The organism is Limosilactobacillus balticus, from assembly GCF_014145615.1.
In the GTDB taxonomy this organism is placed as follows: Bacteria; Bacillota; Bacilli; order Lactobacillales; family Lactobacillaceae; genus Limosilactobacillus; species Limosilactobacillus balticus.
Window position 1 is genome coordinate 56971 of sequence record NZ_JACIVH010000076.1, and the last position, 26290, is coordinate 83260.

The 26290-nt window shown below is 39.9% G+C and carries 30 protein-coding genes and 1 other annotated feature (1 of these 31 cut by a window edge); of the genes, 1 reads left to right on the forward strand and 29 read right to left on the reverse strand.

Features of this window, described 5'->3' with window-relative positions; genetic code table 11:
• Window positions 1-98 precede the first annotated feature (98 nt).
• The 14 genes from H5S10_RS09745 to gmk all read right to left on the reverse strand — a co-directional run bounded on the left by H5S10_RS09745 (window position 99) and on the right by gmk (window position 14576).
• Window positions 99-1808, reverse strand: a complete 1710-nt coding sequence (locus H5S10_RS09745; RefSeq protein WP_182589415.1) for a DAK2 domain-containing protein — start codon at window positions 1806-1808, stop codon at window positions 99-101.
• Between the two features lie 25 nt (window positions 1809-1833).
• Window positions 1834-2196, reverse strand: a complete 363-nt coding sequence (locus tag H5S10_RS09750) for an Asp23/Gls24 family envelope stress response protein (protein WP_003663831.1) — start codon at window positions 2194-2196, stop codon at window positions 1834-1836.
• A 194-nt stretch (window positions 2197-2390) separates the two neighbouring features.
• Window positions 2391-2576: a 50S ribosomal protein L28 gene (gene rpmB / locus H5S10_RS09755; RefSeq protein ID WP_003663833.1), complete on the reverse strand. Its 186-nt coding sequence runs from the start codon at window positions 2574-2576 to the stop codon at window positions 2391-2393.
• 149 nt (window positions 2577-2725) lie between these two features.
• The gene (locus H5S10_RS09760; protein ID WP_182589416.1) at window positions 2726-3376 is read right to left on the reverse strand and encodes a thiamine diphosphokinase; all 651 of its coding nucleotides are present in this window, start codon (window positions 3374-3376) and stop codon (window positions 2726-2728) included.
• 86 nt (window positions 3377-3462) lie between these two features.
• The gene (gene rpe, locus H5S10_RS09765; protein WP_182589417.1) at window positions 3463-4116 is read right to left on the reverse strand and encodes a ribulose-phosphate 3-epimerase; all 654 of its coding nucleotides are present in this window, start codon (window positions 4114-4116) and stop codon (window positions 3463-3465) included.
• Between the two features lie 10 nt (window positions 4117-4126).
• Window positions 4127-5017: a ribosome small subunit-dependent GTPase A gene (gene rsgA / locus H5S10_RS09770; protein WP_182587590.1), complete on the reverse strand. Its 891-nt coding sequence runs from the start codon at window positions 5015-5017 to the stop codon at window positions 4127-4129.
• A 12-nt stretch (window positions 5018-5029) separates the two neighbouring features.
• Window positions 5030-6934: a Stk1 family PASTA domain-containing Ser/Thr kinase gene (gene pknB / locus H5S10_RS09775; protein WP_182587592.1), complete on the reverse strand. Its 1905-nt coding sequence runs from the start codon at window positions 6932-6934 to the stop codon at window positions 5030-5032.
• 3 nt (window positions 6935-6937) lie between these two features.
• Window positions 6938-7678: a Stp1/IreP family PP2C-type Ser/Thr phosphatase gene (locus H5S10_RS09780; RefSeq protein WP_182589418.1), complete on the reverse strand. Its 741-nt coding sequence runs from the start codon at window positions 7676-7678 to the stop codon at window positions 6938-6940.
• A 7-nt stretch (window positions 7679-7685) separates the two neighbouring features.
• Entirely contained in the window at window positions 7686-9035 is a 1350-nt protein-coding gene (gene rsmB, locus H5S10_RS09785; RefSeq protein ID WP_182589419.1) for a 16S rRNA (cytosine(967)-C(5))-methyltransferase RsmB, read from the reverse strand.
• The gene (gene fmt / locus H5S10_RS09790; RefSeq protein ID WP_182589420.1) at window positions 9025-9978 is read right to left on the reverse strand and encodes a methionyl-tRNA formyltransferase; all 954 of its coding nucleotides are present in this window, start codon (window positions 9976-9978) and stop codon (window positions 9025-9027) included. Before fmt ends, rsmB begins: the two co-directional genes overlap by 11 nt.
• 17 nt (window positions 9979-9995) lie before the next feature.
• Window positions 9996-12425 carry a primosomal protein N' gene (gene priA / locus H5S10_RS09795; RefSeq protein ID WP_182589421.1) on the reverse strand — a complete coding sequence of 810 codons (2430 nt, stop codon included), beginning with the start codon at window positions 12423-12425 and terminating at the stop codon, window positions 9996-9998.
• On the reverse strand, window positions 12426-13631 hold the full coding sequence (gene coaBC, locus H5S10_RS09800; protein WP_182589422.1) for a bifunctional phosphopantothenoylcysteine decarboxylase/phosphopantothenate--cysteine ligase CoaBC: 1206 nt from the start codon (window positions 13629-13631) through the stop codon (window positions 12426-12428). It abuts the gene before it with no gap.
• 109 nt (window positions 13632-13740) lie between these two features.
• The gene (gene rpoZ / locus H5S10_RS09805; RefSeq protein WP_003663855.1) at window positions 13741-13959 is read right to left on the reverse strand and encodes a DNA-directed RNA polymerase subunit omega; all 219 of its coding nucleotides are present in this window, start codon (window positions 13957-13959) and stop codon (window positions 13741-13743) included.
• Complete coding sequence (gene gmk, locus H5S10_RS09810; protein WP_003663856.1) at window positions 13956-14576, reverse strand: guanylate kinase; 621 nt, start codon at window positions 14574-14576, stop codon at window positions 13956-13958. The genes rpoZ and gmk overlap by 4 nt, the downstream gene beginning before the upstream one ends.
• A gap of 140 nt (window positions 14577-14716) precedes the next feature.
• On the opposite strand from gmk, the gene H5S10_RS09815 reads away from it, so the two are divergent.
• The gene (locus tag H5S10_RS09815; RefSeq protein WP_019253997.1) at window positions 14717-15067 is read left to right on the forward strand and encodes a hypothetical protein; all 351 of its coding nucleotides are present in this window, start codon (window positions 14717-14719) and stop codon (window positions 15065-15067) included.
• A 195-nt stretch (window positions 15068-15262) separates the two neighbouring features.
• Here the strand turns inward: H5S10_RS09815 and recN are convergent, their stop codons facing one another.
• The 15 genes from recN to rplU all read right to left on the reverse strand — a co-directional run bounded on the left by recN (window position 15263) and on the right by rplU (window position 26261).
• Window positions 15263-16942 (reverse strand): DNA repair protein RecN, encoded by a 1680-nt coding sequence (recN, locus tag H5S10_RS09820; protein ID WP_182589423.1) that lies wholly within the window; start codon window positions 16940-16942, stop codon window positions 15263-15265.
• 15 nt (window positions 16943-16957) lie between these two features.
• A complete protein-coding gene (locus H5S10_RS09825; protein WP_182589424.1) occupies window positions 16958-17410 on the reverse strand; it encodes an arginine repressor in 453 nt (150 codons plus the stop codon).
• Window positions 17411-17428: 18 nt separating this feature from the next.
• The gene (locus H5S10_RS09830) at window positions 17429-18250 is read right to left on the reverse strand and encodes a TlyA family RNA methyltransferase (protein ID WP_182587609.1); all 822 of its coding nucleotides are present in this window, start codon (window positions 18248-18250) and stop codon (window positions 17429-17431) included.
• Between the two features lie 11 nt (window positions 18251-18261).
• Window positions 18262-19134, reverse strand: coding sequence for a polyprenyl synthetase family protein (locus H5S10_RS09835; protein WP_182587611.1), 873 nt, complete (start codon window positions 19132-19134; stop codon window positions 18262-18264).
• Between the two features lie 17 nt (window positions 19135-19151).
• The gene (locus H5S10_RS09840) at window positions 19152-19433 is read right to left on the reverse strand and encodes an exodeoxyribonuclease VII small subunit (RefSeq protein ID WP_182577904.1); all 282 of its coding nucleotides are present in this window, start codon (window positions 19431-19433) and stop codon (window positions 19152-19154) included.
• 1 nt (window position 19434) lies between these two features.
• Window positions 19435-20772 carry an exodeoxyribonuclease VII large subunit gene (xseA, locus tag H5S10_RS09845; protein WP_182587614.1) on the reverse strand — a complete coding sequence of 446 codons (1338 nt, stop codon included), beginning with the start codon at window positions 20770-20772 and terminating at the stop codon, window positions 19435-19437.
• Window positions 20765-21625 (reverse strand): bifunctional 5,10-methylenetetrahydrofolate dehydrogenase/5,10-methenyltetrahydrofolate cyclohydrolase, encoded by an 861-nt coding sequence (locus H5S10_RS09850; RefSeq protein ID WP_182587617.1) that lies wholly within the window; start codon window positions 21623-21625, stop codon window positions 20765-20767. Before H5S10_RS09850 ends, xseA begins: the two co-directional genes overlap by 8 nt.
• 130 nt (window positions 21626-21755) lie before the next feature.
• Window positions 21756-22172 (reverse strand): transcription antitermination factor NusB, encoded by a 417-nt coding sequence (gene nusB / locus H5S10_RS09855; protein WP_003663865.1) that lies wholly within the window; start codon window positions 22170-22172, stop codon window positions 21756-21758.
• Between the two features lies 1 nt (window position 22173).
• Window positions 22174-22611, reverse strand: coding sequence for an Asp23/Gls24 family envelope stress response protein (locus tag H5S10_RS09860; RefSeq protein ID WP_065867462.1), 438 nt, complete (start codon window positions 22609-22611; stop codon window positions 22174-22176).
• An 89-nt stretch (window positions 22612-22700) separates the two neighbouring features.
• Window positions 22701-23375 carry a 2'-5' RNA ligase family protein gene (locus tag H5S10_RS09865; RefSeq protein ID WP_182589425.1) on the reverse strand — a complete coding sequence of 225 codons (675 nt, stop codon included), beginning with the start codon at window positions 23373-23375 and terminating at the stop codon, window positions 22701-22703.
• A gap of 1 nt (window position 23376) precedes the next feature.
• On the reverse strand, window positions 23377-24453 hold the full coding sequence (locus H5S10_RS09870) for a M24 family metallopeptidase (RefSeq protein ID WP_182589426.1): 1077 nt from the start codon (window positions 24451-24453) through the stop codon (window positions 23377-23379).
• Between the two features lie 12 nt (window positions 24454-24465).
• Window positions 24466-25173, reverse strand: a complete 708-nt coding sequence (locus tag H5S10_RS09875) for a YggS family pyridoxal phosphate-dependent enzyme (RefSeq protein WP_182589427.1) — start codon at window positions 25171-25173, stop codon at window positions 24466-24468.
• Between the two features lie 133 nt (window positions 25174-25306).
• Window positions 25307-25588 (reverse strand): 50S ribosomal protein L27, encoded by a 282-nt coding sequence (rpmA, locus tag H5S10_RS09880; RefSeq protein ID WP_019252495.1) that lies wholly within the window; start codon window positions 25586-25588, stop codon window positions 25307-25309.
• Between the two features lie 25 nt (window positions 25589-25613).
• Window positions 25614-25937 carry a ribosomal-processing cysteine protease Prp gene (locus tag H5S10_RS09885; protein ID WP_003664008.1) on the reverse strand — a complete coding sequence of 108 codons (324 nt, stop codon included), beginning with the start codon at window positions 25935-25937 and terminating at the stop codon, window positions 25614-25616.
• Between the two features lie 15 nt (window positions 25938-25952).
• A complete protein-coding gene (gene rplU, locus H5S10_RS09890; protein ID WP_003664009.1) occupies window positions 25953-26261 on the reverse strand; it encodes a 50S ribosomal protein L21 in 309 nt (102 codons plus the stop codon).
• Window positions 26262-26276: 15 nt separating this feature from the next.
• Window positions 26277-26290: a sequence feature (ribosomal protein L21 leader region), on the reverse strand; it runs 59 nt beyond the window's last position.

Below are 26290 nucleotides of genomic sequence, written 5' to 3' on the forward strand. Positions count from 1 at the left end.
TTTCACCTCTTTTTAACACAACCAGTAATCAAAATAGGAGTGGGAATAAAAGTAATCCTTTATTAACCCACCCCTATAGAAATTAATTTAATGTAACTCTATTCAACCGAAATCAGGTATGGATAAACTGGTTGGCCACCATCGTAAATCTGAATATCTAATTCATCATCTACTTCTTCAACTGCTGCTTTAATCTCTTCAGCAGTTTTTTGATCACCACCAGCTCCATATAGGATTGTTACAATTTCACTATCCTCATCAAGCATGGCTTTAACCATCTTAATAGCGGCTTCTTTAAGCTCCGGATCAGTGGTGACGATTTTACCATCAACAATTCCCATGTAATCATCTTTCTTGATTTCACGACCGTCAATTGTTGTATCCCGAACAGCATTAGTAACCGCTCCACTCGCAACCATCCCTGTATTAGCTTCCATATTCGCTTGATTTTCATCTAAAGATGCTTCTGGATTATATTCAAGCAAAGCACTCATCGCTTGAGCAATCGTCTTGCTGTGAACAACCTTTGTTGGAATGTCAGCAACCTCGGCAGCTTGATCAGCAGTCATAAAGATGTTGCCGTTATTTGGCAAAACAAGAGCTTGCTTAGCACCACTATTGTTAATGGCATCGAGGATATCTTGAGTACTTGGGTTCATTGTTTGACCACCCGTAATGATGTGGGTAACACCCAAACTCTTTAATAATTTTGCAATTCCTTCTCCTGAAGCTACAGCAATAACAGCTGTCTGGAGGTCCTTTTTAGCTTCTGCAGCTGCTTTTGCCTTCTCAATTGGCGACTCACTGTCAGTGTCTTCTTCATCCTTTTCCATGATTTCTTCTTGTTGCCAAACCATGTTATGAATTTCAATTGTCTGTAAATCACCGAATTGCTGACCCCAAGTTAATACTTTACCAGGGTGTTCAGTGTGAACATGAACCCGCACAACTTGATCATCATTTAGAACAAGTAAACTATCACCTAAGTCCGCTAGATAATTATAGAACGTATCATAGTCAAACTTTTGGGTCACTTGCTTACCCTTACCAAGGCGTACCAACATTTGAGTACAGTAAGTATACTTGATATCTTCAGGATTAAGCTTTCCTTGAACGCTTTGGTGATCCATGGCGTGAACCATCTCATCAATTTCAGCATTATCAGGCTTATAATCATCACTTTTATCTATGCGACCACTCAAAGCTTCGTCAAAAGCTTGAAGTACAAAGACGAGTCCTTGACCACCTGAATCCACAACCCCAACCTCTTTTAAGACTGGTAATAAATCTGGTGTCTTTTTAAGTGCTTCTTCACCTGCTTCATAAATAGCGTGCATAATCTCAACAAGATCATCAGTTTCTTTAATCTTATTAAGACCTTCTTGAGCAGATTCACGAACAACCGTTAAAATGGTACCTTCTGTAGGCTTCATCACAGCCTTATAAGCTGTCTTCGCACCATTAGCATAAGCATTAACAAAGTCAGCAGCCGATAAAACATCCATGCCTTCTGTTGCCTTTGCAAAGCCACGGAAGATCTGCGATAAAATAACTCCAGAGTTTCCTCGTGCTCCCATCAAAAGGCCTTTTGCCAATGCTGCACTCAAGTCGCCAACCTTCTTACTGGTTTCGTTACGTTCGTACTTGGCACCGCTTGCCATTGAAGAAGTCATGTTTGTCCCGGTGTCTCCATCTGGAACTGGAAAAACATTTAATGAATTAATAAATTCAGCGTTCTTACCAAGTTTATCGGCGGCCGCCTGGACCATTTTACCGAATTCAAGGTTTGTAATTTTTGTTACAGCCAATTCGAAATTCCTCCCCAATGCTCGCTTAATCTTCTAGTGTCCGTACACCTTGGACACATACATTAACTGAATTTGCCGTAATACCGAGCATTGTTTCAAGATTATACTTTACCTTTGCTTGGACACTCTTTGATACTTCTGAGATCTTTGTGCCATAGCCTACAATAATATTAACATCAACAGCTACACCATTATCTTGCTGCCGAACAACAACGCCGCGCGCAAAATTTTCACGACGAAGAATTTGGTTAACCCCATCACGGAGGGGGTTTCGGCTTGCCATTCCAACAACACCGTAGTTATCAGTAGCAGCCCCACCAACAACTGATGAAATCACATCGTTATCAATGTCAATTGTACCTGACTTAGTTTTGATTTTTACTGCCATCGTCATGGCCTCCTTATAAAATTACCAATTGATTTTAGAATCCTATGATACTAAAATTCACAATTAAATCAATACCATCATACCATAGCATATTTCACTAAAAAAGTAACTGATGGATATTTTTGCAATCGATCAATGGGGTTAATCAATTAACGTAAAAAATAAGCCGCCCAAGATGGACGGCATCATTTTAATTAAACCCGAGTCACTTTACCTGACTTCAGTGTACGTGCTGAAACGTATACCTTCTTAGGCTTACCATTAACCAAAATGGTTACCTTTTGCAAGTTAGGCTTCCAGCTACGCCGACTTGAGTTAAGGGCGTGAGAACGCTTGTTACCAAATTGCGTCCGTTTACCGTTGATAAAATCTTTAGCCATTGGTGATACCCTCCTCTTTGCTTCATAATTTTTTCGTTTACGCAAAACTGCGATGTAACTCACCTAATTAATCTACCATAGGCATCGCGACAATGCAATAGTTTTCTTTCAAGTAATTTTCCTTGACAGGGTATTTTTATAGCAAAATCCTATTTCAATCGGTCATTACACTGAATTACAGAAACAATTCCACTTTCAAATGAAAAATGATTTTCATCAGCCGTAAATTCATTACTTGTCCAGGAAAACGGAATTTGACTATTCCAATTTTGTAATGGATACTTTTCATCTTCCAATGTAAGGCCTCGAACAGGAGTAAGATTAACAAAGGCCAGGTATTTTTTATGTGGGAGACGAGAAATCGTGTAATCCCCTGGCAAGTAATAAGTGACGACATTTTGACAATCAATAATCTTAATCCGGGTTAAATATGGCTTAAATTCACTCTGCAGTGGAAGAAAGAGGTTAGCTAATAAATGGTCTAAGCGTCCTCCTGTTGCGCCAAAAATTTCAATTTCATCAGCCTGTTCTTGAATTGCAAATTTCACTCCTAATTGCGTATCAGTATAATCTTTTTCAGGAGGATAAGTTTCTATCCGAGTAATTTTATCTTCTAACCCTTGCAATTCTTCCCCAGTAATAGAATCAAAGTCCCCAATTGTCAAGACAGGCTTAATGCCCCACTTTAATAATCTTAAAGCACCCCGGTCGACCCCAATCCATTTTTCATCTTTACGTTGCAAGATCAACTCGGTTGGAACCATTTCAAGCGGACCGCCAACTAGTACATTTACTCTCATTTTTCACTCCTAAAAAAATAGACCTTCAATATTCAGACAAATCCGAACTAGAAGATCCATTTTCGTTTTTTACTTAATGTGCCTAATTACTTAGTAGCTTCTTCAAGAGCCTCGATTCGTTCAGCAGGATCTTCAGCGTTAAAGACATATGAACCCGCAACTGCTACCGTAGCACCAGCTTTGTAGCAATCTACAACGGTCTTGTCATTAACTCCACCGTCTACTTCAATATCGAAATTGTAGCCTTTTTCTTCCTTAATTGCGTTTAATTGGGCAATCTTGTCAACAGTTTCTGGTAAGAATTTTTGACCACCAAAACCAGGGTTAACAGTCATTACTAAGACTTGATCAACCATATGTAATACCGGTTCAATCATTGCAACTGGTGTACCTGGGTTAATAACAACTTCGGCTTTTACTCCACCGTTTTTAATAATTTGAAGAGCACGATGAATGTGTTGAGTAGCTTCTACTTGAACACCAATAATATCAGCGCCAGCATCAATGAACATTGGCAAAATGTGTTCTGGACTTTCAACCATCAAGTGCACATCTAATACCATGTTGGTAATTGGCCGAATAGCCTTAACAAAACCTGGTCCGTAAGAAATACTTGGAACAAAGGTACCATCCATAACATCAATATGTAAGTATGGTGCACCGGCCTTTTCTACCTTTTCAATATCCTTTTGTAAATTTACATAATCTGCACTTAAAATCGATGGTGCAACTTTAATCATCCTAATTCCCTCATTTCTTATAATTTGGTTTTTGATTAGCAATCAATTCATGGAACTGAAGATAATCATCATACCGACTCTTCATGATTATACCATTGTTTACTGCTTCCTTCACAGCACATTGTGGCTCTTTTATGTGAAGGCACCCCCGAAACTTACAAGTGGCTGAAATCTTAGCCATTTCAGGGAACAAATGCGGCAAATCATTCACTGTCATATCAAATGTTTCATACGATGAAAAGCCAGGGGTGTCGGCTATCAGAGCGCCGTTAACATCTAGTAAGCTTACTTTTCGCGTTGTATGCCGTCCTCGTTGAAGTGCTTGGGAAATTTCGCCCGTCGCTAATTTTAATTGGGGGGCCATATGGTTAAGCAAAGTTGACTTCCCTGCTCCTGTCTGACCCATCATTGTTACAATATTTCCCTTTAATTCTTCCATCAAATTTGCTAATTGATCAGGATTGAAAGGCTCACGAGCCGCATAAACCTGGTAGCCAATTTTACGATAGCCTTCAATTGTCGGCAGAAGGTGTTGGTATTCCTCGTCTGTCAGTAAGTCAGTCTTTGAGAAATAAATTAAAGGAGTAACATCCTGTGCTTCTAAAGCAATCAATTGCCGATCTAAAAGGTTAGCGGAAAATGCTGGTTCTTTAGCTGAGGTTACGACAACTGCCATATCAACATTAGCAACAGGTGGCCGCACCAACTGATTGCGGCGGGGTAAGATTTTTAATAAATACCCTTCCTGCTGATTTTCAGCGCTAAATTCAACGTGGTCGCCAACTACTGGCTTAATCTTTCGTTGACGGAAGTTTCCCCGTGCTCTTGTCCGATAAATCTTTTCATCTGCAATTACATCATAAAAGCCACTTAATGATTGTTGGATTATTCCTGTTTTCAAACTGCACCTCCATTATCCAGTAATATTTGTTGCACTCATAATCGTTCGGCCATTGCGAACAACGCGATATGCACCTGTTTGTCCTTGTTTAAGGGTAAACGGTACATTAATTGTTGTCTCTTGGTTAATTGTAATATCTTGATACTCCATCGTTAAATTATGGTTAGCATCTCTAATATATACCTGCACCCGGTTTTCACGTTGTCCACCATTTCCATCAAATGGAATGTTAATCTGAATATTTGTCGTCTTCGTTTGGTTACCAGAATTAGCAATGGAAACCGTTAACGTATCACCATGATTTAATGTCGAACCAGCTCGTGGCGTCTGATTAATCACATGGTTAGTCGCAATTATTTTTGATTTTTTCTCTTGAGTTGTCAATTGTAAATTATTTTTATTTGCAAACTGTTGAACAGCACTAATATCCTGATTCTTAAAGTTTGGAATCTTGATTGGTTCTTTCCCTGCACTTACCCGAAAAATAATTGTGTTAGTAGCAGGCTTAACAATCGTACCTTTTTTGTGGTTTTGCCTGATAATCTGTCCCTTATCGATATCATCCGAATACACTTGTTCTTGATGAACTTGAAATCCCTTGCGACGAAGGTTGGCCGCTACTGAAGAGTAGTCTTCACCAACGTAATCAGCCATTTGCAATTGCTTAACTCCTGTACTAACCATTAAATTGACGGGAGTACTAACACGGATCTTATGGCTGACGTCAGGATTGGTTGAAACAATTCGATTTTTATCCACTGCCTGACTATTTACCCGAGTAATCTTACCGATCCGCAAATTTTGCTGGTGCAATCGTTGTTCTGCCTTTAGTACCGTCATTCCTTCTACATCAGGGATGATTACTTGACGGATCAAGAACCACCAGCTACAGACTGCAATCAGTGTAATTATACCAAGCGTACCGCTAATAATCCCATATTTTTTCCACTTTTGCGGTTTGGCTGATGACTCAACGGTTTGCGAATCAGTTGACTTCTTTGATTGGTAATCATCAGCTTTTAAGTGTTTAATATCTAACACCTTAGTTTCTCCATTATCATCTTGTTGGATCTTTAACCGCGGCTCATTAGCTCTTTGTGGATCAAGGACAGTTTTTAAATCAGCCGCCATTTCATTAACTGAATTATACCGCTCGGCTGGTTCCTTTGCCGTCGCTTTAATTATTACGTTTTCGAGTGCTTGAGGAATTTCTTTATTCTGTTTACGGACAGAAGGAATTTCTTCACGGAAATGCTTTAATGCAATTGAGACAGCTGTTTCTCCTTCAAATGGAACCTTTCCTGTTAAAAGTTCAAACAAGATAATTCCTAGTGAATAGATGTCCGATTGCTTAGTAGCAATGCTTCCTCGCGCTTGTTCTGGAGATAGGTAGTGGACTGAACCCATCAAGGTATTAGTTTGCGTTAATGAGTCTTGCGATACAGCAACTGCAATTCCAAAATCAGTAATTTTAACATTTTTATTTTCATCAATTAAGATATTTTGTGGTTTTAAGTCCCGATGGATAATCCCATGAGCATGGGCGGTCGCAACTGCCGAAAGCACCTGTTCCATAATATCAATAACTTGTGGAAGTGGAATTGGATAGTGCTTTTTTATATATGCTTTAAGGTCTGTTCCCTTTACATATTGCATTACCATATATTGCAGACCATGATCCTCGCCAACATCATAAATACCAACAATGTGAGGATCATTTAACTGCGTCGCGGCCATTGCTTCCCGATGAAATCGTCGTTTAGTATTTGGATCGTCCCGCAAGTCAAGACGCAAGAGTTTAACAGAAACGTCCCGATCAAGAACTATATCATGTGCCAAGTAAACATTGGCCATTCCACCTTCACCAAGTGACCGAATTATCCGATATCGGTGACCAATTTCATATCCAGGATTCATTTTCTATCCCTCCTGGTTACTATTAATCCCAATTAAAACGGTAATATTATCTGGTCCGCCTGCATCATTTGCCATTTTTATAAGTTGAGCACATTTCTCTTCTAGCGGAATCTGCAATTCAAGCACCTTGATGATCCGCTCCTTAGAAACAGTCTTAAACAAGCCATCAGAACACATTAACAGTTGATCACCCTCATTTAATTCAAAGCGATTTACATCAACTTGTGCATCCGGTGAGATTCCAATTGCTCTTGTAATTATATTGCTCTGGGGTAACTTCAGTGCTTCATCTTCTGATATATCTCCGGTTTTGACCAATTCATTAACTAATGAATGGTCTACTGTAATCTGCGTTAACAGGTTTTGATGAAGGATATATCCTCGACTATCGCCAATATTAGCAACCACGACTGCATCTTTAAATGTAATAGCAGCGACCATTGTTGTTCCCATCCCCTGCAAACGAAGGTTACGTTGGGATTGCGCTAAGATTTTATTATTGATTAATTGAGTTTCACGAGTAAACCAGCGGATTCCTTCCATCGAAGTTTGCGGGGGCCGTTTTTTAAACTGGCTCCCCAAAGTGGCAACGGTTTGCTCTGCAGCGATATCTCCACTACGATTGCCACCAATTCCATCAGCAATCACCATTAATTGATTACCTAGTTTATTAGCAAACACAGCAACTCGGTCTTGGTTTTGCTTTCGTTGGTGGCCGATATCTGTTTGATAAGCAACTTTCATTAATTTACTATATTCCCTTCTTAAGGCTACTGATGAAGAAGCCATCAGAATCAAAGTCACTCGGTAAAATAGTTAAGGTTGGTGAGTGACGACTATCCTTAACTTTTCGTGCAGTTTTTGTTTTTACTAACGCAAATTCTGGATGTTCAGCTAGAAATGCTTGAACAGTATCATCATTTTCTTGTCGTAAAATTGTGCACGTGCTGTATGTGATTATACCGCCTTTTTTAACTTTCGCGGCAACCGCATTTAAAATTGCTAATTGAATCTTATGTAATTGTTTGCTACCACTTAGCGTCTTTGTATAACGAATCTCTGGTTTCCGGCGTAAAAGCCCGATCCCACTACAAGGTGCGTCAACTAAAACCTTGTCAAAACTTTCATCATCAAAAAGTTGATCAACTTCCCGTGCATCAAGGGCATGAGCAGTAACGCGCTTTTCAACTCCTAGTCGACGGGCATTTTTTTCAATCAATTTAACCTTATGTTGGTGAATATCAAGTGCATCAACATGGCCGTCTTCATTAGTGAGGGTTTCTGCTATTTGAACAGTCTTTCCACCCGGAGCTGCACAAGCGTCAAGTACTTTATCTCCCGGCTCAACATGCATACTTTCCACGGCTAACATGGCACTTTCGTCTTGAATAGTAATTTCGCCATTTTTGAAGAGATCGGAACTGATAATTTCACCTTTAGTAATTACTAAAGCATTTTGAGCAACACGGCTTTCTTGATATTCAATTCCAGCAGCATCCAAAGTTTGTTTGACGGTCTGAAGGTCAGTTTTGACGGTGTTAACTCTAATTACCTGATGAGCCGGCTCATTAATTGATTGAAGTATTTTTTCAGTATCTCCTTCACCATATTCGGCAGTTAGCTCATTGACCAGCCACCGCGGCACACTGTTTTCGATACTCAGCCGTAAATCACGTTCATTTATTTGATGCAAGTCAGGTAATCCTTTCCGCAAAACGGCATGTAAAACACCAGTAACAAACTTTCGAATACCTGGATTTCCCCGGCGTTTAGCTATTTCAATGCTTTCGTCAGTTACAGCCCAATCTGGAACTCGTTCTAAATAATGATACTGGTAAAGTGCAGATAGGAGAAGTGTCTTTACCCAAGGATCAAGCCGTTTCCCCTGCACAAACGAATTTAACCAATACTCAAGGGTAAGTTTATGCTGCAAAACACCATAAATAATATTAGTTGCCAAACGGCGATCTTTATCTGCCAACGGGTACTTTTTTAATAACTGGTCAACCTGCAAGTTTGAGTATGCACCATTTTCGACAACCCCTTCAAGCGCCACTAAAGCTAATTCACGTGCATTTTGCGGTTGAAATTTAGTCTTCACTTACAACTTGGCCTCCCTCTGTAATATTTTTATGTCCATTAAGGTAAGAAGTAATATCCATTGCCTTTTTCCCTGCCGGCTTTAACTTATTAATCTGGTATGTTGTTCCATCTCCAGCAGCAATTACTAATTGATGCTTTGTAACCCGTACCACTTTTCCTGGTTCAAGGGCTGTTTTTTCTTCTAATGGGGTCACATCATAAATTTTTGTCCGTAATCCATCAATAATCATGTTACCAAGAGGAGCTGGCCGCAATCCTCGCACCTTAGCATCAATTAAACGTGCTGGAAGGTGGAAATCAATCTGTTCTTGTTCACTAGTAATATTGGGAGAAAAGACTACTTTATCAGGATCTTGAGCAACTGGATTAACATCCCCGCTAATAAGCTTAGGCAACGTTTCTGAAAGTAAGTCTCTTCCTAACAAACTAAGCTTTTTAAACATAGTGCCACTATCATCAGTATCTTCAATCGGAATAGACCTTTGTGAAATAATATCTCCCGCATCCATCTTCTTAACCATGTACATAATGGAGACGCCGGTTTCTTTGTCACCATTAATAATGGAATATTGAATTGGAGCCCCTCCACGATACTTTGGCAGTAATGAACCGTGGACATTGATTGCTGCAATCTTAGCAGCTGCCAATAACTTTGTTGGAAGGAATTGCCCATAGGCAGCAGTAATCATTAAGTCAGGCTGTAAACTAATAATTTTCTCCATTTCAGGACTTTTGCTGAGTTTAGCTGGTTGTAAGACTTCAATGTTGTATTGTTCAGCTAACTCTTTAACTGGCGATTTATGAAGAGTACGCTTTCGGCCGATATGGTGGTCCGGCTGGGTAAGAACTGCTTGAACATCGTATTCTGGATTATCAATTAAACTTTGTAAAATCGGAACAGCAAACTCTGGTGTTCCCATAAAAACGACTGATGTTGACATTAATAACATCCTTTCTTTTACATAAAATACTGTGGATCAGGATCAATACTGACTTGGACATCCTTAAAACCGCGGCTTTGCGTATCTTGGAGAATATCAAACAACAACTGATGTAAGTACGGATCCTTTTTATATTTGATTACAATTTGGTAATAGTAACGCCGCTTCATCCGGGCAATTGCGCGGGGAGTGGGGCCAAGAATGACTGTTGAAGATAATAACCCCTGTTTTAGGCGACCATAGATATCTGCCATTGCCCGGGCTGCTTTGGCTTCTTCAGGGTGGCTAGCCATCAAACGAACCGTGTAATAGTATGGCGGATAACTGGCTTGCCTTCGCAACATCATTTCTTGGTCAAAGAATTTTTCATAATCATGTGTTTTTGCATCTTGAATAGCATAATGGTCAGGGTTATATGTCTGGATAATAACTTTTCCCTGCTTATTTGCCCGACCAGCCCGACCGCTAACTTGACTTAGCAAATCAAAGGTCCGTTCACTAGCACGAAAATCTGGTAAGCCCAGCCCAGTATCAGCATTTAACACTCCTACTAAGGTAACATTTGGAAAATCAAGCCCCTTTGCGATCATCTGGGTCCCCAATAAGATATCCGCTTGGTGTTGACCAAACTGTCGTAATAGCTTTGCATGCATTCCCTTCCGTCGGGTTGTATCAACGTCCATACGAATGATTCGGGCCTGGGGCAATAACTGATGTAATTCCTGTTCAACTTTCTCCGTTCCAGTTCCATAATAGCGAATCTGATGGCTATGGCAATTCGGACATTCACGGGGGATTGGTTCTTCATGACCACAATAGTGACATTTCATCGTCCGCGTATCCATGTGGAGCGTCAAGGAAATATCACAATTAGGACATTTTAAAACATTTCCACAATCACGGCACATCATAAATGATGAAAATCCCCGTCGATTTAGCATTAAAATACTTTGTTCGTTCTTTTGTAGGCGGTCGTTTAATTCGGTTAATAGTTTCTGGGAAAAGTTACTCTCCCCGTACTTTTTAATTTCGTCCCGCATATCAACCACTTCAATTGGCGGCAGTTCCTGTTTGTTTACCCGGTGGGGAAGACGCAACAAGTGATAAACGTTTTTCACTGCTCGTGCACGACTCTCCAGACTAGGAGTAGCTGATCCGAGGACTACCGGTGCTTGATTATATTTTCCCCGCCATTTAGCTACTTCCCGCGCTTGATAACGGGGTGATTCATCTTGTTTATAACTAGATTCATGTTCTTCATCAAGAATGATTAACCCTAAATTAGTCAACGGAGCAAAGATTGCTGAACGGGCGCCAACAACTACTTGCGCTTCTCCACGTTCTATCCGTCGCCATTCATCATATCGTTCCCCATTCGATAAGCTACTATGTAAAACGGCAACCTTGGAGCCAAATCGTCGCCGAACACGGTTAACAATCTGAGGCGTTAATGAAATCTCAGGCACAAGCATTAATGCTGTCTTTCCCTGGTGAAGAGCATTAGCAATCGACTGCAGGTATACTTCTGTCTTGCCACTCCCCGTAACTCCTTGCAAGAGAAAAACTTTAGGGTCATGGTTGTCGATTGCTTGATTAATCTGATTAACAGCATTTTGTTGATCAGCATTGAGCTGCAGGGGGGCTGCTAAATGAGCATCATCAGGAGGGCCCTGCATAGCTAAGGGTTGTCGATATACTTCAACAGGTGTTTTTTCTAGCCATCCCTTCTGTTGTCCCTGATTGAAGGTGGCTGCTTTTAAACCAGTTTTATGTTCAGCATCCTTTTGCTTAACAACTTGACTGCCAATTGATTGTAAATATGAAAGAAGACGGTTTTGAGCATGAGCATTGGCATGAAGGGATGCGCGCTCATCTTCTAGTTGTTCAAAATTAAGTAAGGCACGAATACCAGTTACAGTTTTAGCTTTGGCCCGATCCTCCACTTGGTATTCAATCGTTATCTTTCCTTCCTTTTGCAGTTTGAACAATTCACTTAAGATTGCAGGTTTATCTTGTACCTCCGCCATCTCTAATTCGTCTCGACCATGAAAAATATCAAAAGCAATATGCTCATCTACTTCATCCACAATTCGAATAATTCTGGTGGTTTTAGCCTTTAATAAGTTAGGCAACATCGTATATAAGCAAGAAATCCAAAAAGAATAAGTGGTATCAGCTAACCACTTGCTAAGATTCATTAATTCGGAATTAATTACTGGTTGAAGATCCATTACTGCTTGAATTGGTTTGAGTTCTCCCTCATACTGGGACGCTTTGTCAAAGGCAACAACGAAACCTTGAACAGTCCGCTTTCCTTTTCCAAAAGGTACAATCACCCTTACCCCAACCTGAATTTGTTTTTCAAGCTTTGGCGGAATCTGATAAGTATATGGTTGATTTGTTTGCATTGTTGGAACATCAACAACTACCTGTGCCAACTCTGGCATTTAATCACCTGACTTTAATTTTGCGCTAACTAGCTCAATAATCTCGTTTGCAATTTTAGTTTTAGATTGCCGAGCTAATTTAATTGGCGTTTGATCTTTTTGTAAGATTGTCACTTGATTCTGGTCACTACCAAATGCCCCCGTAGCTCCTGCCACACTGTTTGCAATGATCATATCCGCATTTTTACTAGCAAGTTTGCGGTTGGCATTTTCTAAGAGGTCATTTGTCTCTGCCGCAAATCCAACAATATATTGACCGTTTTGCTTAATCTTTGCAATATTCTTTAAAATATCAATAGTTTCAGTAAGCGCAATGGTAAGATGTGGGTCACTATCTTTTTTCTTAATCTTATGACCAACTATCTCAACTGGTCGATAGTCAGCAACCGCAGCTGCCATGAACAAAACATTTGCTTGCGAAAAGCGTTCTTTTAAACTGGTATATAAATCTTCAGTTGTGGTTACTCGTACAACTTCAATCGCTGGTGATTGTGGAAGTGGAACGGTGACTTGACCAGCAATCAAGGTTACCTTAGCGCCTGCATGAACCGCGGCGTTGGCAAGTGCAATCCCCATTTTACCAGAAGATCGGTTACCAATAAAACGAACTGGGTCAATATTTTCACGTGTTCCACCAGCAGTAACAATCACATGTTGGCCCTTTAAAGCTTGACTGCTAGCTAAAAAGTCTTCTATATATTGGCAAATCGCTGTTGGTTCTGGCAAACGCCCACGCCCAGCATATCCTTCAGCTAATCTGCCGTTAACTGGTGGCATAATATTAACCCCGTCTTGTTCAAGCTGAGTAATGTTTCGTTGAGTTGCCGGTGCCAACCACATATGACTATTCATTGCCGGAACTACAATTTTAGGGGCACCAGTAGCTAATAAAGTAGTAGAAACAGCATCATCAGCCAGCCCCGTTGCCATTTTAGCAATTATATCTGCTGATGCTGGTACCACAACTGCCAGTTCTGACCAGTCAGCTAACTCAATATGAGGAATAGGCGTTGAATGCTCGTCCCATAGGTCAGTAAGAACAGGTACTTTCGTCAAGGCAAAGGGAGTAGTAGGAGTGACTAACTTAGTAGCTGCTTCAGTCATTCCTACGCGAACCTCATGCCCCATTTTTTGCAGCCCACGTACTACTTCAATCCCTTTGTAAGCAGCGATACTGCCTGTAAGATACACTGCAATTCGTGTCATTATGTCACCTCAACTTGTTTTTTCTTAATTGATTATAGCATTTTTAGAAGCAAAAAAGGGGCCAGTGACAATCATGCCCTAGTCCCTTATATTTTTATCAACCTTATTTTTAATCCTGTAAGTCTTCAGTATGATCAGGATCAATCGTAACTTTTCCAGCCAAAATCTCTTCAAGGGCCTTCCCAACTGACTTGCTTGAATCATAATGCTCAAGCAAGGGGGCAGCGCCTGCATCTAATTCGTTGGCACGCTTACTAGCAAGCATAACCAAGGAATAACGAGAATCAATATGTTTTAATAATTCATCAACTGATGGAAAAAGGATCATTTTTCGGCATCTCCTAACATTTCAAGATAACGTGGCATTACGCGGGTAACACGAAGCCGTTCAGTACGAATAATATCTTTAATCTTCTCAACTGCATTTGGTACTTCGTCATTAACCACTGCATAATCATAGTTTTGCATCATTTGAATTTCGCCGAATGCTTTATGAATTCGCTTATTAATGACTTCCATACTATCAGTTCCCCGGTGAATCAACCGTTGTTTTAATTCATCCAAATCAGGAGGGGTTAAGAAAATAAACACACCATCTGGGCACTTAGACCGTACTTGCATTGCTCCGTTAACTTCAATCTCAAGGAAAACATCTTTCCCTGAATCCAAGGTCTCATTAACATATTTTAATGGGGTACCGTAATAGTTGTCAACATACTTAGCATATTCTAACATCCCACCAGTTTGAATTTGGTGTTCAAATTCTTCTTTGCTTACAAAGAAATAATCAACACCATTAACTTCTCCAGGACGGGGCTTTCGAGTCGTCATCGAAATTGAATATTGAAAATCATTATCATTTGAATCAAAGATAGCTTTTCGAACAGTTCCCTTCCCAACCCCGGAAGGACCTGAAAGAACAATTAACATTCCACGATTTGCCATTATAACGCTCCTATTTATTTAATCGTATTAATACTATAATGCACTAGATTAGCACTGAAATCAAGCACCTAAATAACAAAAAATTATTGAGCTTTTTGCTTGCATTTCTGAATGTATGTTCGTATACTATAATCAAACGAATGTTCGGAGGCGCGATTATGCAAATTGAACAAAAGTCTATTTTTAAATTTACGCCACAAATTATTAGTGATAAACTTCGTCATCTTTTCGAAGAAGCACCTGCTGACGATCAGCAAGCAGGGTTGCTCACTCCCCAACCCGCTAAACAACGACAATTATTTTTAAAACGAGCCATCAAAGATAAGATTAAAGCAACGTTTCAGCTAATGCCGATCAACAATGATGGCTATCCCGTAAATGTTACTGGTAACATTGCTCAGTTGGCAAATAGTAATCGATACCTTATTACGAATCAAAACGTGAGTTATGTTGTTAACTTTGATCAAATTAGGTACATTGCAAATTTATAATATTAGATTCGATTTAAAGAGAGGATGAGAAAAAACTTTTGTTTTTCCTCATCCTCTCTTTATTTACCGAATAGTAGCAAGATAACGTGGAACTAGCTTCGCGTCACCACAAGGCTCGATTCTAAAATAGAACGCTAACTATCGTTCTAGCTTAGCCAACTGCCTTGTCGAGAAGGTTATTTCCACTTTCCTTTTTTATTTTGCCATCTTAAGTAATTCTTGGGCATGCTCTTTTGTCAATTGAGTAATCTTTTCACCCGAGAGCATTCGCGCAAGTTCTTCGACTCGGTCGTCTTCTTTTAATGGTGTAACTCTGGTAGTTGTTCGATCATCATGAACAGATTTTTTAATCAGAAAATGATGTTGCGCAACTGCTGCAACTTGTGGCAAGTGCGTGATACATAAAACCTGCGAATGTTGAGCAATCAAGCGAATCTTATCAGCAATCGCTTGGGCAACTCGTCCGCTCACTCCAGTATCAACTTCATCAAAAATGATACTAGTAACGCCTTCCTTTTGCGCAAAGATTGTCTTCAAGGCCAACATTACCCGTGATAATTCACCACCAGAAGCAATCTTTGCTAATGGTCCCATCGCTTCTCCTGGATTAGTCCGAATATAAAATTCAACCTGATCAATTCCCGTCGGCATAAACTGTTCCCGACTTTGATTGGCAAAGTGCACTTCAAATTCTGCTTTTTCCATGTAAAGCTCTTTAAGCTGCTGATGAACTTTTTTTCCGAGTTCATGAGCAGCTTTTTGCCTTACCTGACTCAACTTACGACCGGTTTCCCGAATCCTATTTTCGGCTTCTGCTAATCGCTGTTCTAAATCACTGCTGGAATCAGCCGCGGCTTCCATCGAATCGAGCTCTTTTTTGATTTTTTCATAATACTTCAAAACATCTGTCAACGTATCGCCATACTTATGTTCAAGATCACCAATAGTAGTTAACCGTTGCTCAATTTGGGCCAACCGTTCATCATCAAACTCAAGCATGTCTAATTGCTGACTAGCTTCATTCGCCACATCTTGAAGTGCATAATAAGCATCATTAAGAGCCTTGCTAAGGTTATCATAAGCATCATCAAATTCAGCAATTGCATTAATCGAGTCCATCACCGTGGCAACTTGATCTAAAACTGGCGTCTGCTCACCTTCATTAAAGGTCGTTACAGCTAGTTGAAGAGCATTATTAATTTGTTGAAAGTGTTCCAATCGATCACGTTCACTAATTAATTCATCTTCTTCATTTTCTTTCAGATTAGCTTCTGCAATTTCATTAACTTGGTACCGAAGCATGTCCAATCGCTGCGCCCATTGTTGCTCATTCGCTTGCTTCTTATTTACCGCAGCTTTTAGTTTAGAATAGGCTTGATATTCTTCCTGGTATTTTTGAAGTAACGGCTGAACTTCTTTAGCCGCAAATTGGTCAAGCATCCCTAAATGAGTCTCGGGCTGCATTAATTGTTGATGCTCATTTTGTCCTTGAATATCAACTAATCCTGCACCAATTTTACGAAGAGTTGCCGTATTAATTAGTTGGCCATTGACACGAATAATATTGCGACCATTACGATGAATTTCACGGGAGACGATTAAAATACCATCTTCATGATCAATTCCTAGTGATTCAAGTAGTTTATCAAATTCAAGATCAGCAGGAATCGCAAATTGCCCCTGAAGACTTAATTTTTCTTCTCCACGACGAATAAATTCCTGAGAACCACGACCACCGGCTAATAAGCCAACTGCATCAATAATAATTGACTTTCCGGCACCAGTTTCCCCCGTTAGAACAGTCATTTGATCAGCAAAAGTTAAGGTTAAGTGCTTAATAATTGCTAAATTATCAATTGTCAATTCTTGTAACAAAAATTTTCACCTCGCCTAGTCGAGCATTGCATTAAGCTTTTCTTCTAATTTAATTGCCGCTTCTGGAGACATACAGACTACAAGAACATTCCCATCATCACCAATTGTCGTGAAAACCGCTGGAAAATCCATCTTGCGAATTAAAGTAGCTACTACCGGACCATTCCCGGGATGAACTGTTAATGCTAAGAAACAGTCATTGCGTTTTAATTGTTCCAAGCTATCTTGAAGGGTCTGGGCTAATTGATTTTCATGTCCTTGATGATGATATGCCGGCAAGCCATAACGATAGCCTCCATTATCAGCAGGAATCTTTATCAGTTGCATTTCTTTAATGTCTCGCGAAATAGTCGCTTGAGTAACTGTCAATCCCATTTCACGCAGGCGCTCAACAAGATCTTCCTGCCGCTCAATGCTCTCATTAGTAATGATTTCCCGAATTTTTTGTTGTCGTTCTGCTTTTTTCATGAATTAAGTCACCTTTATTTATTCCTTATGATTTAAATCACTATCAGCGGCTGCAATAACCTTATCGATATCTACTTCTTTAGCAAGAGTACCAGGATTTTCACTTAAGCGCAGGTGAACCAAGAATTCCATATTTCCTTGTCCCCCTTTGATTGGTGAGTAGTCTAATCCAAGGATGTCAAAATGATCTTCCCGGGCAAACGTTAGCACTTCTTCCAAAACTGCCCGATGGACTTTGTGGTCATGGATTATTCCATTTTTGCCAACATGTTCTTTCCCAGCTTCGAATTGTGGCTTAATTAGAGCTACTACTTCACCACCCATTTTCAATATCTGGGCCAATGGTGGCAAGATTAAACGAAGGGAAATAAACGAAACATCAATCGAAGCAAATTCTGGTTGACCACTGGTAAAGTCTGCTAACTTACTATAACGGAAATTAGTTTGCTCCATAACAACTACCCGGGGATCTTCCCGTAATTGCCAAACTAATTGATTAGTTCCCACATCAAGCGCATAGCTTAACTTCGCTCCATTTTGTAACATTACATCAGTAAAGCCACCAGTTGATGATCCAATATCTAAAACCGTTTTATCCTTAACTGAAATATCAAAAACCTTTAATGCTTTCGCTAGTTTCAAACCGCCGCGACTAACGTATGGCATTTTATGACCTTTCATGTGAAGGGTTGTGGTAATCGGAATTTTTTGTCCCGGTTTATCTAATCGTTCATTATTTTTACCAAGAATTTCTCCTGCCATCACTGCCCGCTTTGCTTGTTCGCGAGAGTCAAACAGCCCTTGTTGAACTAATAATACATCTACACGTTCTTTTTTCATAAGCTCTTTCCTTATTTAAAATATGCTAAAAAGTCATCATAGCCAGCAAATGACTTACCAGTAAGTTTTTCAAGATTCTTTTGATTTTGACCAGCAGCCGTTAAAGCTATCTGTAACTGCTCCTTTGCGCCATCTACGCCAAGTAATCCTGGATAAGTATTCTTCTGCTCATCAGCATCTTTATGGACAACTTTCCCCATCTCTTCAGTAGTACTGAGGACATCCATTAAGTCATCATAGATCTGAAATGCTAACCCATAATTTTCACCAAATGTTGCTAGTTCTTGTTTAATTTCAGCAGATTGATCCATCATAATCCCACCTGCCAAAACAGCATAGCGAATTAATGCCCCCGTTTTTTGGCGGTGTAAATACCTTAACTGGTTTAAATTCAAATGTTGGTGTTCACCTTCAATATCCCGTGCTTGGCCGGCAACCATTCCAGAGGGTCCCGCAGCTTTTGCAAGTTCAAGGGTCAACCGGCTCCGAACATTAGCTGGAAGACGGTTATCGGTAACCCACTGAAAGGCCAACGTCAATAATCCATCTCCTGCTAAAGTTGCCATTCCCGCGCCAAATTTACAGTGATTAGTTGGCTTTCCACGGCGTAGATCATCATTGTCCATTGCTGGAAGGTCATCGTGAATTAATGAATATGTATGAAGCAATTCCAACGCAGATGCTGCGCGAAGCATATCATCATTAAGCGTGCCCCCTAGCATCTCAATCGTTGCAAGCGTCAATGCCGGACGCAGCCGCTTACCGCCAGCCATTAGGGAATAAGTCATTGAATTTTTTAATGTTGCTTGATCAACATCTGCAGCCAATGACTGGCTGAGATAATCTTCAATCTGTTCTTTCAAAATCGGCAGTGGTGTACTCATCTTTTTTACTCCGTTGCTTATTGTTCGTCAGCGCTACCAAATCCACGGTTACCGCCACCGTTGTTACTTGGGTCATCAGTTTGTTTTTCGTAGACTTTTTCATCACCATTATCGTCAATTAGATGACCAAGTGTCTTTTCGGCATTTGTTAGTTTCGTTTGTAATTCCTTAGAAAGCTTGATCCCTTCTTGAAATTGTTGAAGGGCTTCTTCTAGTGGAACGTTCCCTTGTTCAAGGCGGTTAACGATCTGTTGTAGTTGCGCTAGTTGTTCTTCAAATGTTAGTTTTTCTGTTGCCATCTTAGTGCTCCTTTACCTTTTTTATTTCTGCTTGAACTTCCCCGTCATCAAAATGCAGGTGAACATTTTGCCCAACAGTTAATTGACTGGCATGATTAACAACTTTTTCATCACTTGTTACATACGTATATCCCCGACTCATAATTTTAAGGGGGCTCAGCGAATCTAATTGTTTAATAAGACTTGTCACTTGTTGTTTCTTCTCATTTTGGTTTGCAAGTGAGGCTGTAACTAATTGTTTTTGTAACTGCTTAACTAACTGTTCTTGTTGTTGAACCCGGTGCAGTGGAGACGCCGCCATTAAACGCCCGCTTAACCTTTCTACATTCATCCGCATTTCTTGCATTTTATTTTGCGCTGTTTGACCAAGCTGTTGAGTTAATTGGTCAACCTTTTGTGCATAGTTTTCATATAGTCTTGTCGGTTGCTGAAAAATATAGCTTTGCAACTGCTTATTCAATTGTTGGCGGTCAAAATTAATTTTGGTCCGCATCGTATTTAATAACCGATTCTGATCATCTTTAATTGTCAGTAACACATCGTTTAATTTTACCGGTGTTGCTAACTCAGCAGCGGCAGTGGGGGTGGCAGCGCGTTGATCGGCTACAAGGTCGGCAATTGTTGTATCTGTCTCGTGACCAACAGATGAAATTACCGGAATTTTGCTATTGGCAATTGCACGGGCAACCACTTCTTCATTAAAAGGCCATAAGTCTTCCATTGATCCCCCACCACGACCGATAATAAGGGTGTCAAAATCCCCGCGGTCATTGGCACGGTTAATTTGCCTAGCAATATCTGCTGCTGCCTTATCCCCTTGAACAACAGTGGGGTATAAAACAACTTGGGCAATTGGATAACGTCGTCGAACAGTCGTATTAATATCCCGGATAACCGCCCCATCAATACTAGTAACAACTGCAATTCGTTTCGGAAACATTGGAATCTGTTTTTTAGGCAAGTTAAATAAGCCTTCAGCGCTCAATTTCTTTTTTAGTTGCTCAAAAGCTAAGTATAAAGATCCCAGACCATCTGGCTCCATCCGGTCAATATAAATCTGGTAGCGACCACTTTTTTCATATAAGCTTACATGACCGACTACACAAACCTTCATCCCCTGTTCGGGAGTAAATTTAATTTTCCGAAATTGATGTTCAAACATTACAGCATCAATCACGGCATTATCGTCTTTTAAACTAAAATACTGATGCTTTTGCCGTAAACGAAAATTAGAAAGCTCACCGGTTAAATAGACCGTATGTAAGTAGGGATCCCGGTCAAATTTCATTTTCAAATACTTAGTTAATTCACTAACTGTTAAATACTGGCTTCTATCCATGATGCCTCCACTGCGCTAAATCAACTGTTTGCTCCATCAACGTTGCAATTGTCATCGGTCCTACGCCACCTGGAACAGGAGTGATTGCCTGAGCTTTTGCCTTTACCGCTTCAAAGTCAACATCCCCTGTCAATTTACCATCACTTAAACGATTAATCCCCACATCGATTACTACTGCTCCTGGTTTTACATCTGTCGCCTTGATAAGGTGAGGCACACCAGTAGCCACAATTAAAATATCTGCTGTTTTCGTTAAAGCAGAAAGATCACGAGTATTTCTGCCAGCCATCGTCACAGTTGCGTTAGCATTATTTAAAAGAGCTAAAAGAGGCTTGCCAACTAAAATACTCCGGCCAACAATGACCGCATTTTTCCCTTGTAAATCAATATTATATTCTGCTAACATTCGCATGATTCCGCGAGGTGTACAAGCTACGGGATAATTACCATGCTGATTAGCAAATAATTTTCCTAAGTTTAAGGGATTAAGACCATCAACATCCTTCGCTGGTACGATAGCATTAGTAATTACTTCTGGATCCAATTGAGGAGGAAGAGGTTGTTGAACAAGGATGGCATCAATTGTGTCATCATTATTCAACTTTTCAATTTCAGTAAGCAGCTCATCCTGGCTAACATTAGCAGGGAATTTTTTTAAAATTGAATTGATTCCTAACTTAATAGCCTTATTATGTTTATTTCGGGTATAGATTAAACTCGCTGCATCATCACCAGCAATTACGACTGCAATTCCCGGGATTATATTTTGCTTTTCTCTTAACTGTGCTACCAGTTCTTGGGTCTGGGCATTGATTTTTTTAGCAAGGGCCTTACCATCAATAATTGTTGTCACAATGATTCCTCCTCGTTAAATTTCCATTTTATATTCTACCATAATAATATTGCGCCTAAGCAAAAAAGGAGTGGAATCAGAAGTTTATCGCTTCATCTTTTCCACCCCAGAATTATTGTTAACAGTAAGATTAATTATTTTCGTTGACTTGTTTTTCAAATTTACCAAGGGCTCCATTGATAAATTTACGTGACTTATCGCTGCTGAATGTTTTCGTAAGTTCCAATGCTTCGTTAATCGCTACTACTGTTGGAACATTTTCAGCGTATTGAATTTCAAATAAAGCAAGCCGCAAAATCACTAGATCTGGTTTTGCTAAACGGTTGATGGTCCATCCGCTTGCCAAAAGATCATTGATTTGTTCGTCAAGCTGATCTTGATGTTCCCGCACCCCATTTACCAAAGTCAGTAAATAAGGAGGAATTTGCTTTTCGTCATGATGAGGAATTGCCTCATACACGGTTTGAATATCAGCTTCAGGATCTGATTGCAAAGCAAAGAGAACTTGGAAAGCCTCCTCACGAATCATGTGTCGGTTCAAACTCATTTTATTCACCAGCCTCGTCATTAAGATGTTCGCCAAACAAGTCATCAGGGTCTACTTGTTGGTCTTCTTTAGATGTTACGATTCCCTTAATATGAACATTAACCTCTTTTACTTTTAGGTCAGTCATTAATGTGATTTGTTGTTTGACCTTATCTTGAATCATTGCCGCTACTTTAGGAACAGAGACACCATATTCAACATAAACATCCACATCAAGTGATAATTTTTCATCATTGCTGGAAAGCTTTACCCCACGCCGGCGATCAGAGCGTCCCAAAAGTTCACTTACGCTATTTGCAAATGAACCATACATCTTTGAAACACCATCGATTTCACTTGCGGCAATCCCCGCAATAATTTCTAAAACTCGTGGCGAAATTTGAATTGTCCCGAGTGACTTGTCTTCACTACTTAAAACAATCTTTGATTCTTCAGCCATCGTCAGCCCTCCAATTTATTTCTTCTCTTAATTATAGTAATCATTTCTATTCTGCACTATGTTCGAACAAATTGCAACAACTTGGTCAATTAGGAACGTAGCGACAATTTAGAAATTAACTGCGAATTATGATTATACCAATCATGAACGACTAAATCGAGACTAGATGCGGTAAATTGTCCGAAATTAATTGATTTAAATTCTTCCAACGTCTTCAAGAAACGGTCTGCCTGCTGAATAGGACTAGTATACCGTGCAACCGTCACATGTCCTGAAATTGTTGGATATCGTTCTTTTAGCAACAAGTCATGTAACGGCAGTTCTTTCCTAAGTGTCTCCCGTAAAGTTGATAATTCGGCTGAATAATACCCTTTTACAAGAAGCGCTCCTGAACTAGTGATCATTCCTGCCAACTGCCAGTGAATCGGCCCTACTTGTGAAATAATCTGCCCTACTACGTTTTTATATTTTTCCTCTTCAAATGTTGAGAGCGAAAAATCTGAACTGGCTGCAATAAGGTCAATAATCGTAATATGCAGGTCAGCAGGAGGATAGAAATATTGGTTAGGTTCAATTGCAGCCAATTTTTGCAGGCAAAACATAATATTACGGCTAACATGCGCAGGAAGTGAAGCAGTAAGCGTCAGTCCTCGCCGCATATCTTTATCAGGATTTAGTAAGTTACTATCTAGCTGTTCTTGATGACTTCTAATTGCCGACATCCCCTGTTGATTAATATTATTATACAGAGTCGCTAGTTGCATCTTATTTTCCAACAATTATTAGGTCAGTAGGCGCCTTCGTCAATACCTTGACTCCACCGTGAGTAATCAAGATATCATCTTCTATCCGGACTCCGCCAATTTCAGGAATATAGATACCAGGTTCAACAGTGATAACTTCATTATTTCGTAATTTAACATTTTTAGTACTAGGACCATAGCTAGCAGGTAATTCATGAACCGATAAGCCTATTCCATGCCCCATTCCATGATTGAATTCATCGCCATAACCTGCTGTTTCAATTATTTGTCGTCCTGCAAAGTCAAGTTGGTCTCCTCGTTGACCAACATGAGCAGCTTGAATTACAGCTTCACGAGCCTCATTGACGATCTGATAAACATCACGTAATTCTGGATCAATCGAACCAACTGCAAACGTTCTGGTCATGTCGGCCGTATAGCCATTAACATAGTAACCAAAATCTACAGTAACAACATCGCCATCTTCAATCACTTTTTTTGAAACTGTAGCATGCGGTTTGGCTGCATTTTTACCACTAGCAATAATTGTTGGAAAAGAGGCCCCGCTTGCTCCATGCTCCTTCATCCAAAAATCAAGCAAGTTCGCAACATGGCGCTCTGTCATCCCGGCATGAACATTTTCTAAAAGATACTGGTATCCTGCTGAATGGAGGTCCGCAGAAGCACGCAAGGCATTTACTTCATCACTATCTTTAATCATTCGCATCCGTTCAATTTGTTGGTGAAAAGGAACGAGATCTGTCGTCATCTGCTCATCAAGCACATCAAATAAGGCGTAAGTAACTGTATCTTCATATCCAAGAACAGTCACTTTCATCCCCTGACATATTTTATTGAGTGAACCGTAATAGTCACGGGTAATCATTCCCACAACCTCATCATTTTCAAATTCTTCTAATGCAAGTTGGTACCGGTCATCAGTAATAATAATCGCATTATCTTTTGTTATTAAGAGGCATCCATCACCTTCCATAAGATTAAAGCCAGTAAGATAATAAATATTTTTTTCATTCGTTACCAAAAATGCATCGATATATAATTTTTCAAATTTTTTCTGTAGACGTTTAATTCTAGACATAGCATATTTCCTTTAATACTGGCGGTTAGAGTAATCACGAGGACCAAAGATAGCTGTCCCAACTCGCACACAAGTTGAACCTTCTTCTACCGCTATCTCATAATCATGGGTCATCCCCATGCTAAGGACATCTAACTTTAATTGATCATTTTGCTTATTCATCTCATCCCGCAATTCGCGTAATCGGCGAAAAATCGGCCGTGTTTTTTCTGGATCATCATAATAAGGAGCACTAGTCATTAAGCCCCGTAACTTTATATGTGGCAATTTAAGACTTGCCTCAGCTAATTCCATGCAATCTTGCAAAGTTGGCTTAACCCCAAATTTACTCTCTTCTTCCCCAACATTAACTTCAATTAAAATCGGGATTATTCGATCGTGCTTTCTTCCTTCTTTTTCGATCGTATTCATTAATTTAAGGGAGTCAACCGATTGAATCATTGTAACGTAATTAGCAATGTATTTAACCTTATTACGTTGAAGGTGGCCAATCATATACCAGTTAATGTCTGCTGGTAATCCACCATGCTTTTTATCCAATTCTTGAACATAATTCTCACCAAAATTGTCCCATCCTGCTTTGTGAAGCTCTGCAATATCTGCTGCTGGATGATTTTTGCTAACTGGTAACAATTGAACGCCTTGAGGGTCTCGACCGCTTCGCTTGCATGCAGCAATAATTTTTTCTTGGACTTCTTTAGCTTTATCAACAATCGTCATTAAACGTTATACTCCCTTCAACATATCAGTTAATTATATTCTTATATTATAGATTAACATACAATGAAGCACGAAAAATTATTTAAAAAATAAAAAGACTACTATTTCATGTAGAAAAGTAGTCTTTTTATTACTATTCAGCGATTGGGTAAACTGATACCTTACGCTTACTGCGACCCATGCGTTCAAACTTAACAACACCGGCTACCTTAGCGTATAATGTATCGTCTCCACCACGACCCACGTTTTCACCTGGGTTGATGTGAGTACCACGTTGACGGTAGATGATTGATCCAGCAGTTACGATTGAACCATCAGCAGCCTTAGTACCAAGACGACGACCAGCTGAGTTCCGACCGTTAGCAGTGGAACCACCCCCCTTGTGGTGGGAGAAGAATTGCAAATCCATAATCATAGTTGTTCACCTCCAGCAATGAACTTTAATCAAACATTTTTACTTCAATGTTTTGTGGATAACTTTCCTGGATATCACATAATCCATTTAACAAAGTTTTGAGAAGAATCTGACTATCATGACCAAGATCCAATTCTGTAACTTCAAGAAAGCCACCATTAGCATTATCTTGTTTAAGATGAGGCTTCGTATGAACAACTTGTTCAAGTCCGTTCACCGTTGAAATAGATAATGCAGAAACTGCAGCACAAACAATATCTTGCCCATATGGACCAGAGTCAGCATGCCCAGTCATTTTAAAAGAAGTGATCCGCTGATTCGAATCTAAAGTAAACTGTGCTCGAATCATGATCTCACCTCCACATTAAGCGTTGATCTTGTTGATAGTAACCTTAGTGTAAGGTTGACGGTGACCTTGCTTAGTGTGAGTGTGCTTCTTAGGCTTGTACTTAAAGGTAACAACCTTCTTTTCCTTACCTTGCTTGTCAACAGTACCTTCAACAGAAGCACCATCAACTACAGGAGTACCGATCTTTGTGTCGTCTCCACCGACAAAGATAACTTGGTCAAAAGTTACCTTGTCACCTTCCTTAGCATCAAGCTTTTCAACATAGATAGAAGCACCTTCTTCTACCTTGTATTGCTTACCACCAGTAACGATAATTGCGTACATACTTTGTGCACCTCCTTAATATCTCAGAC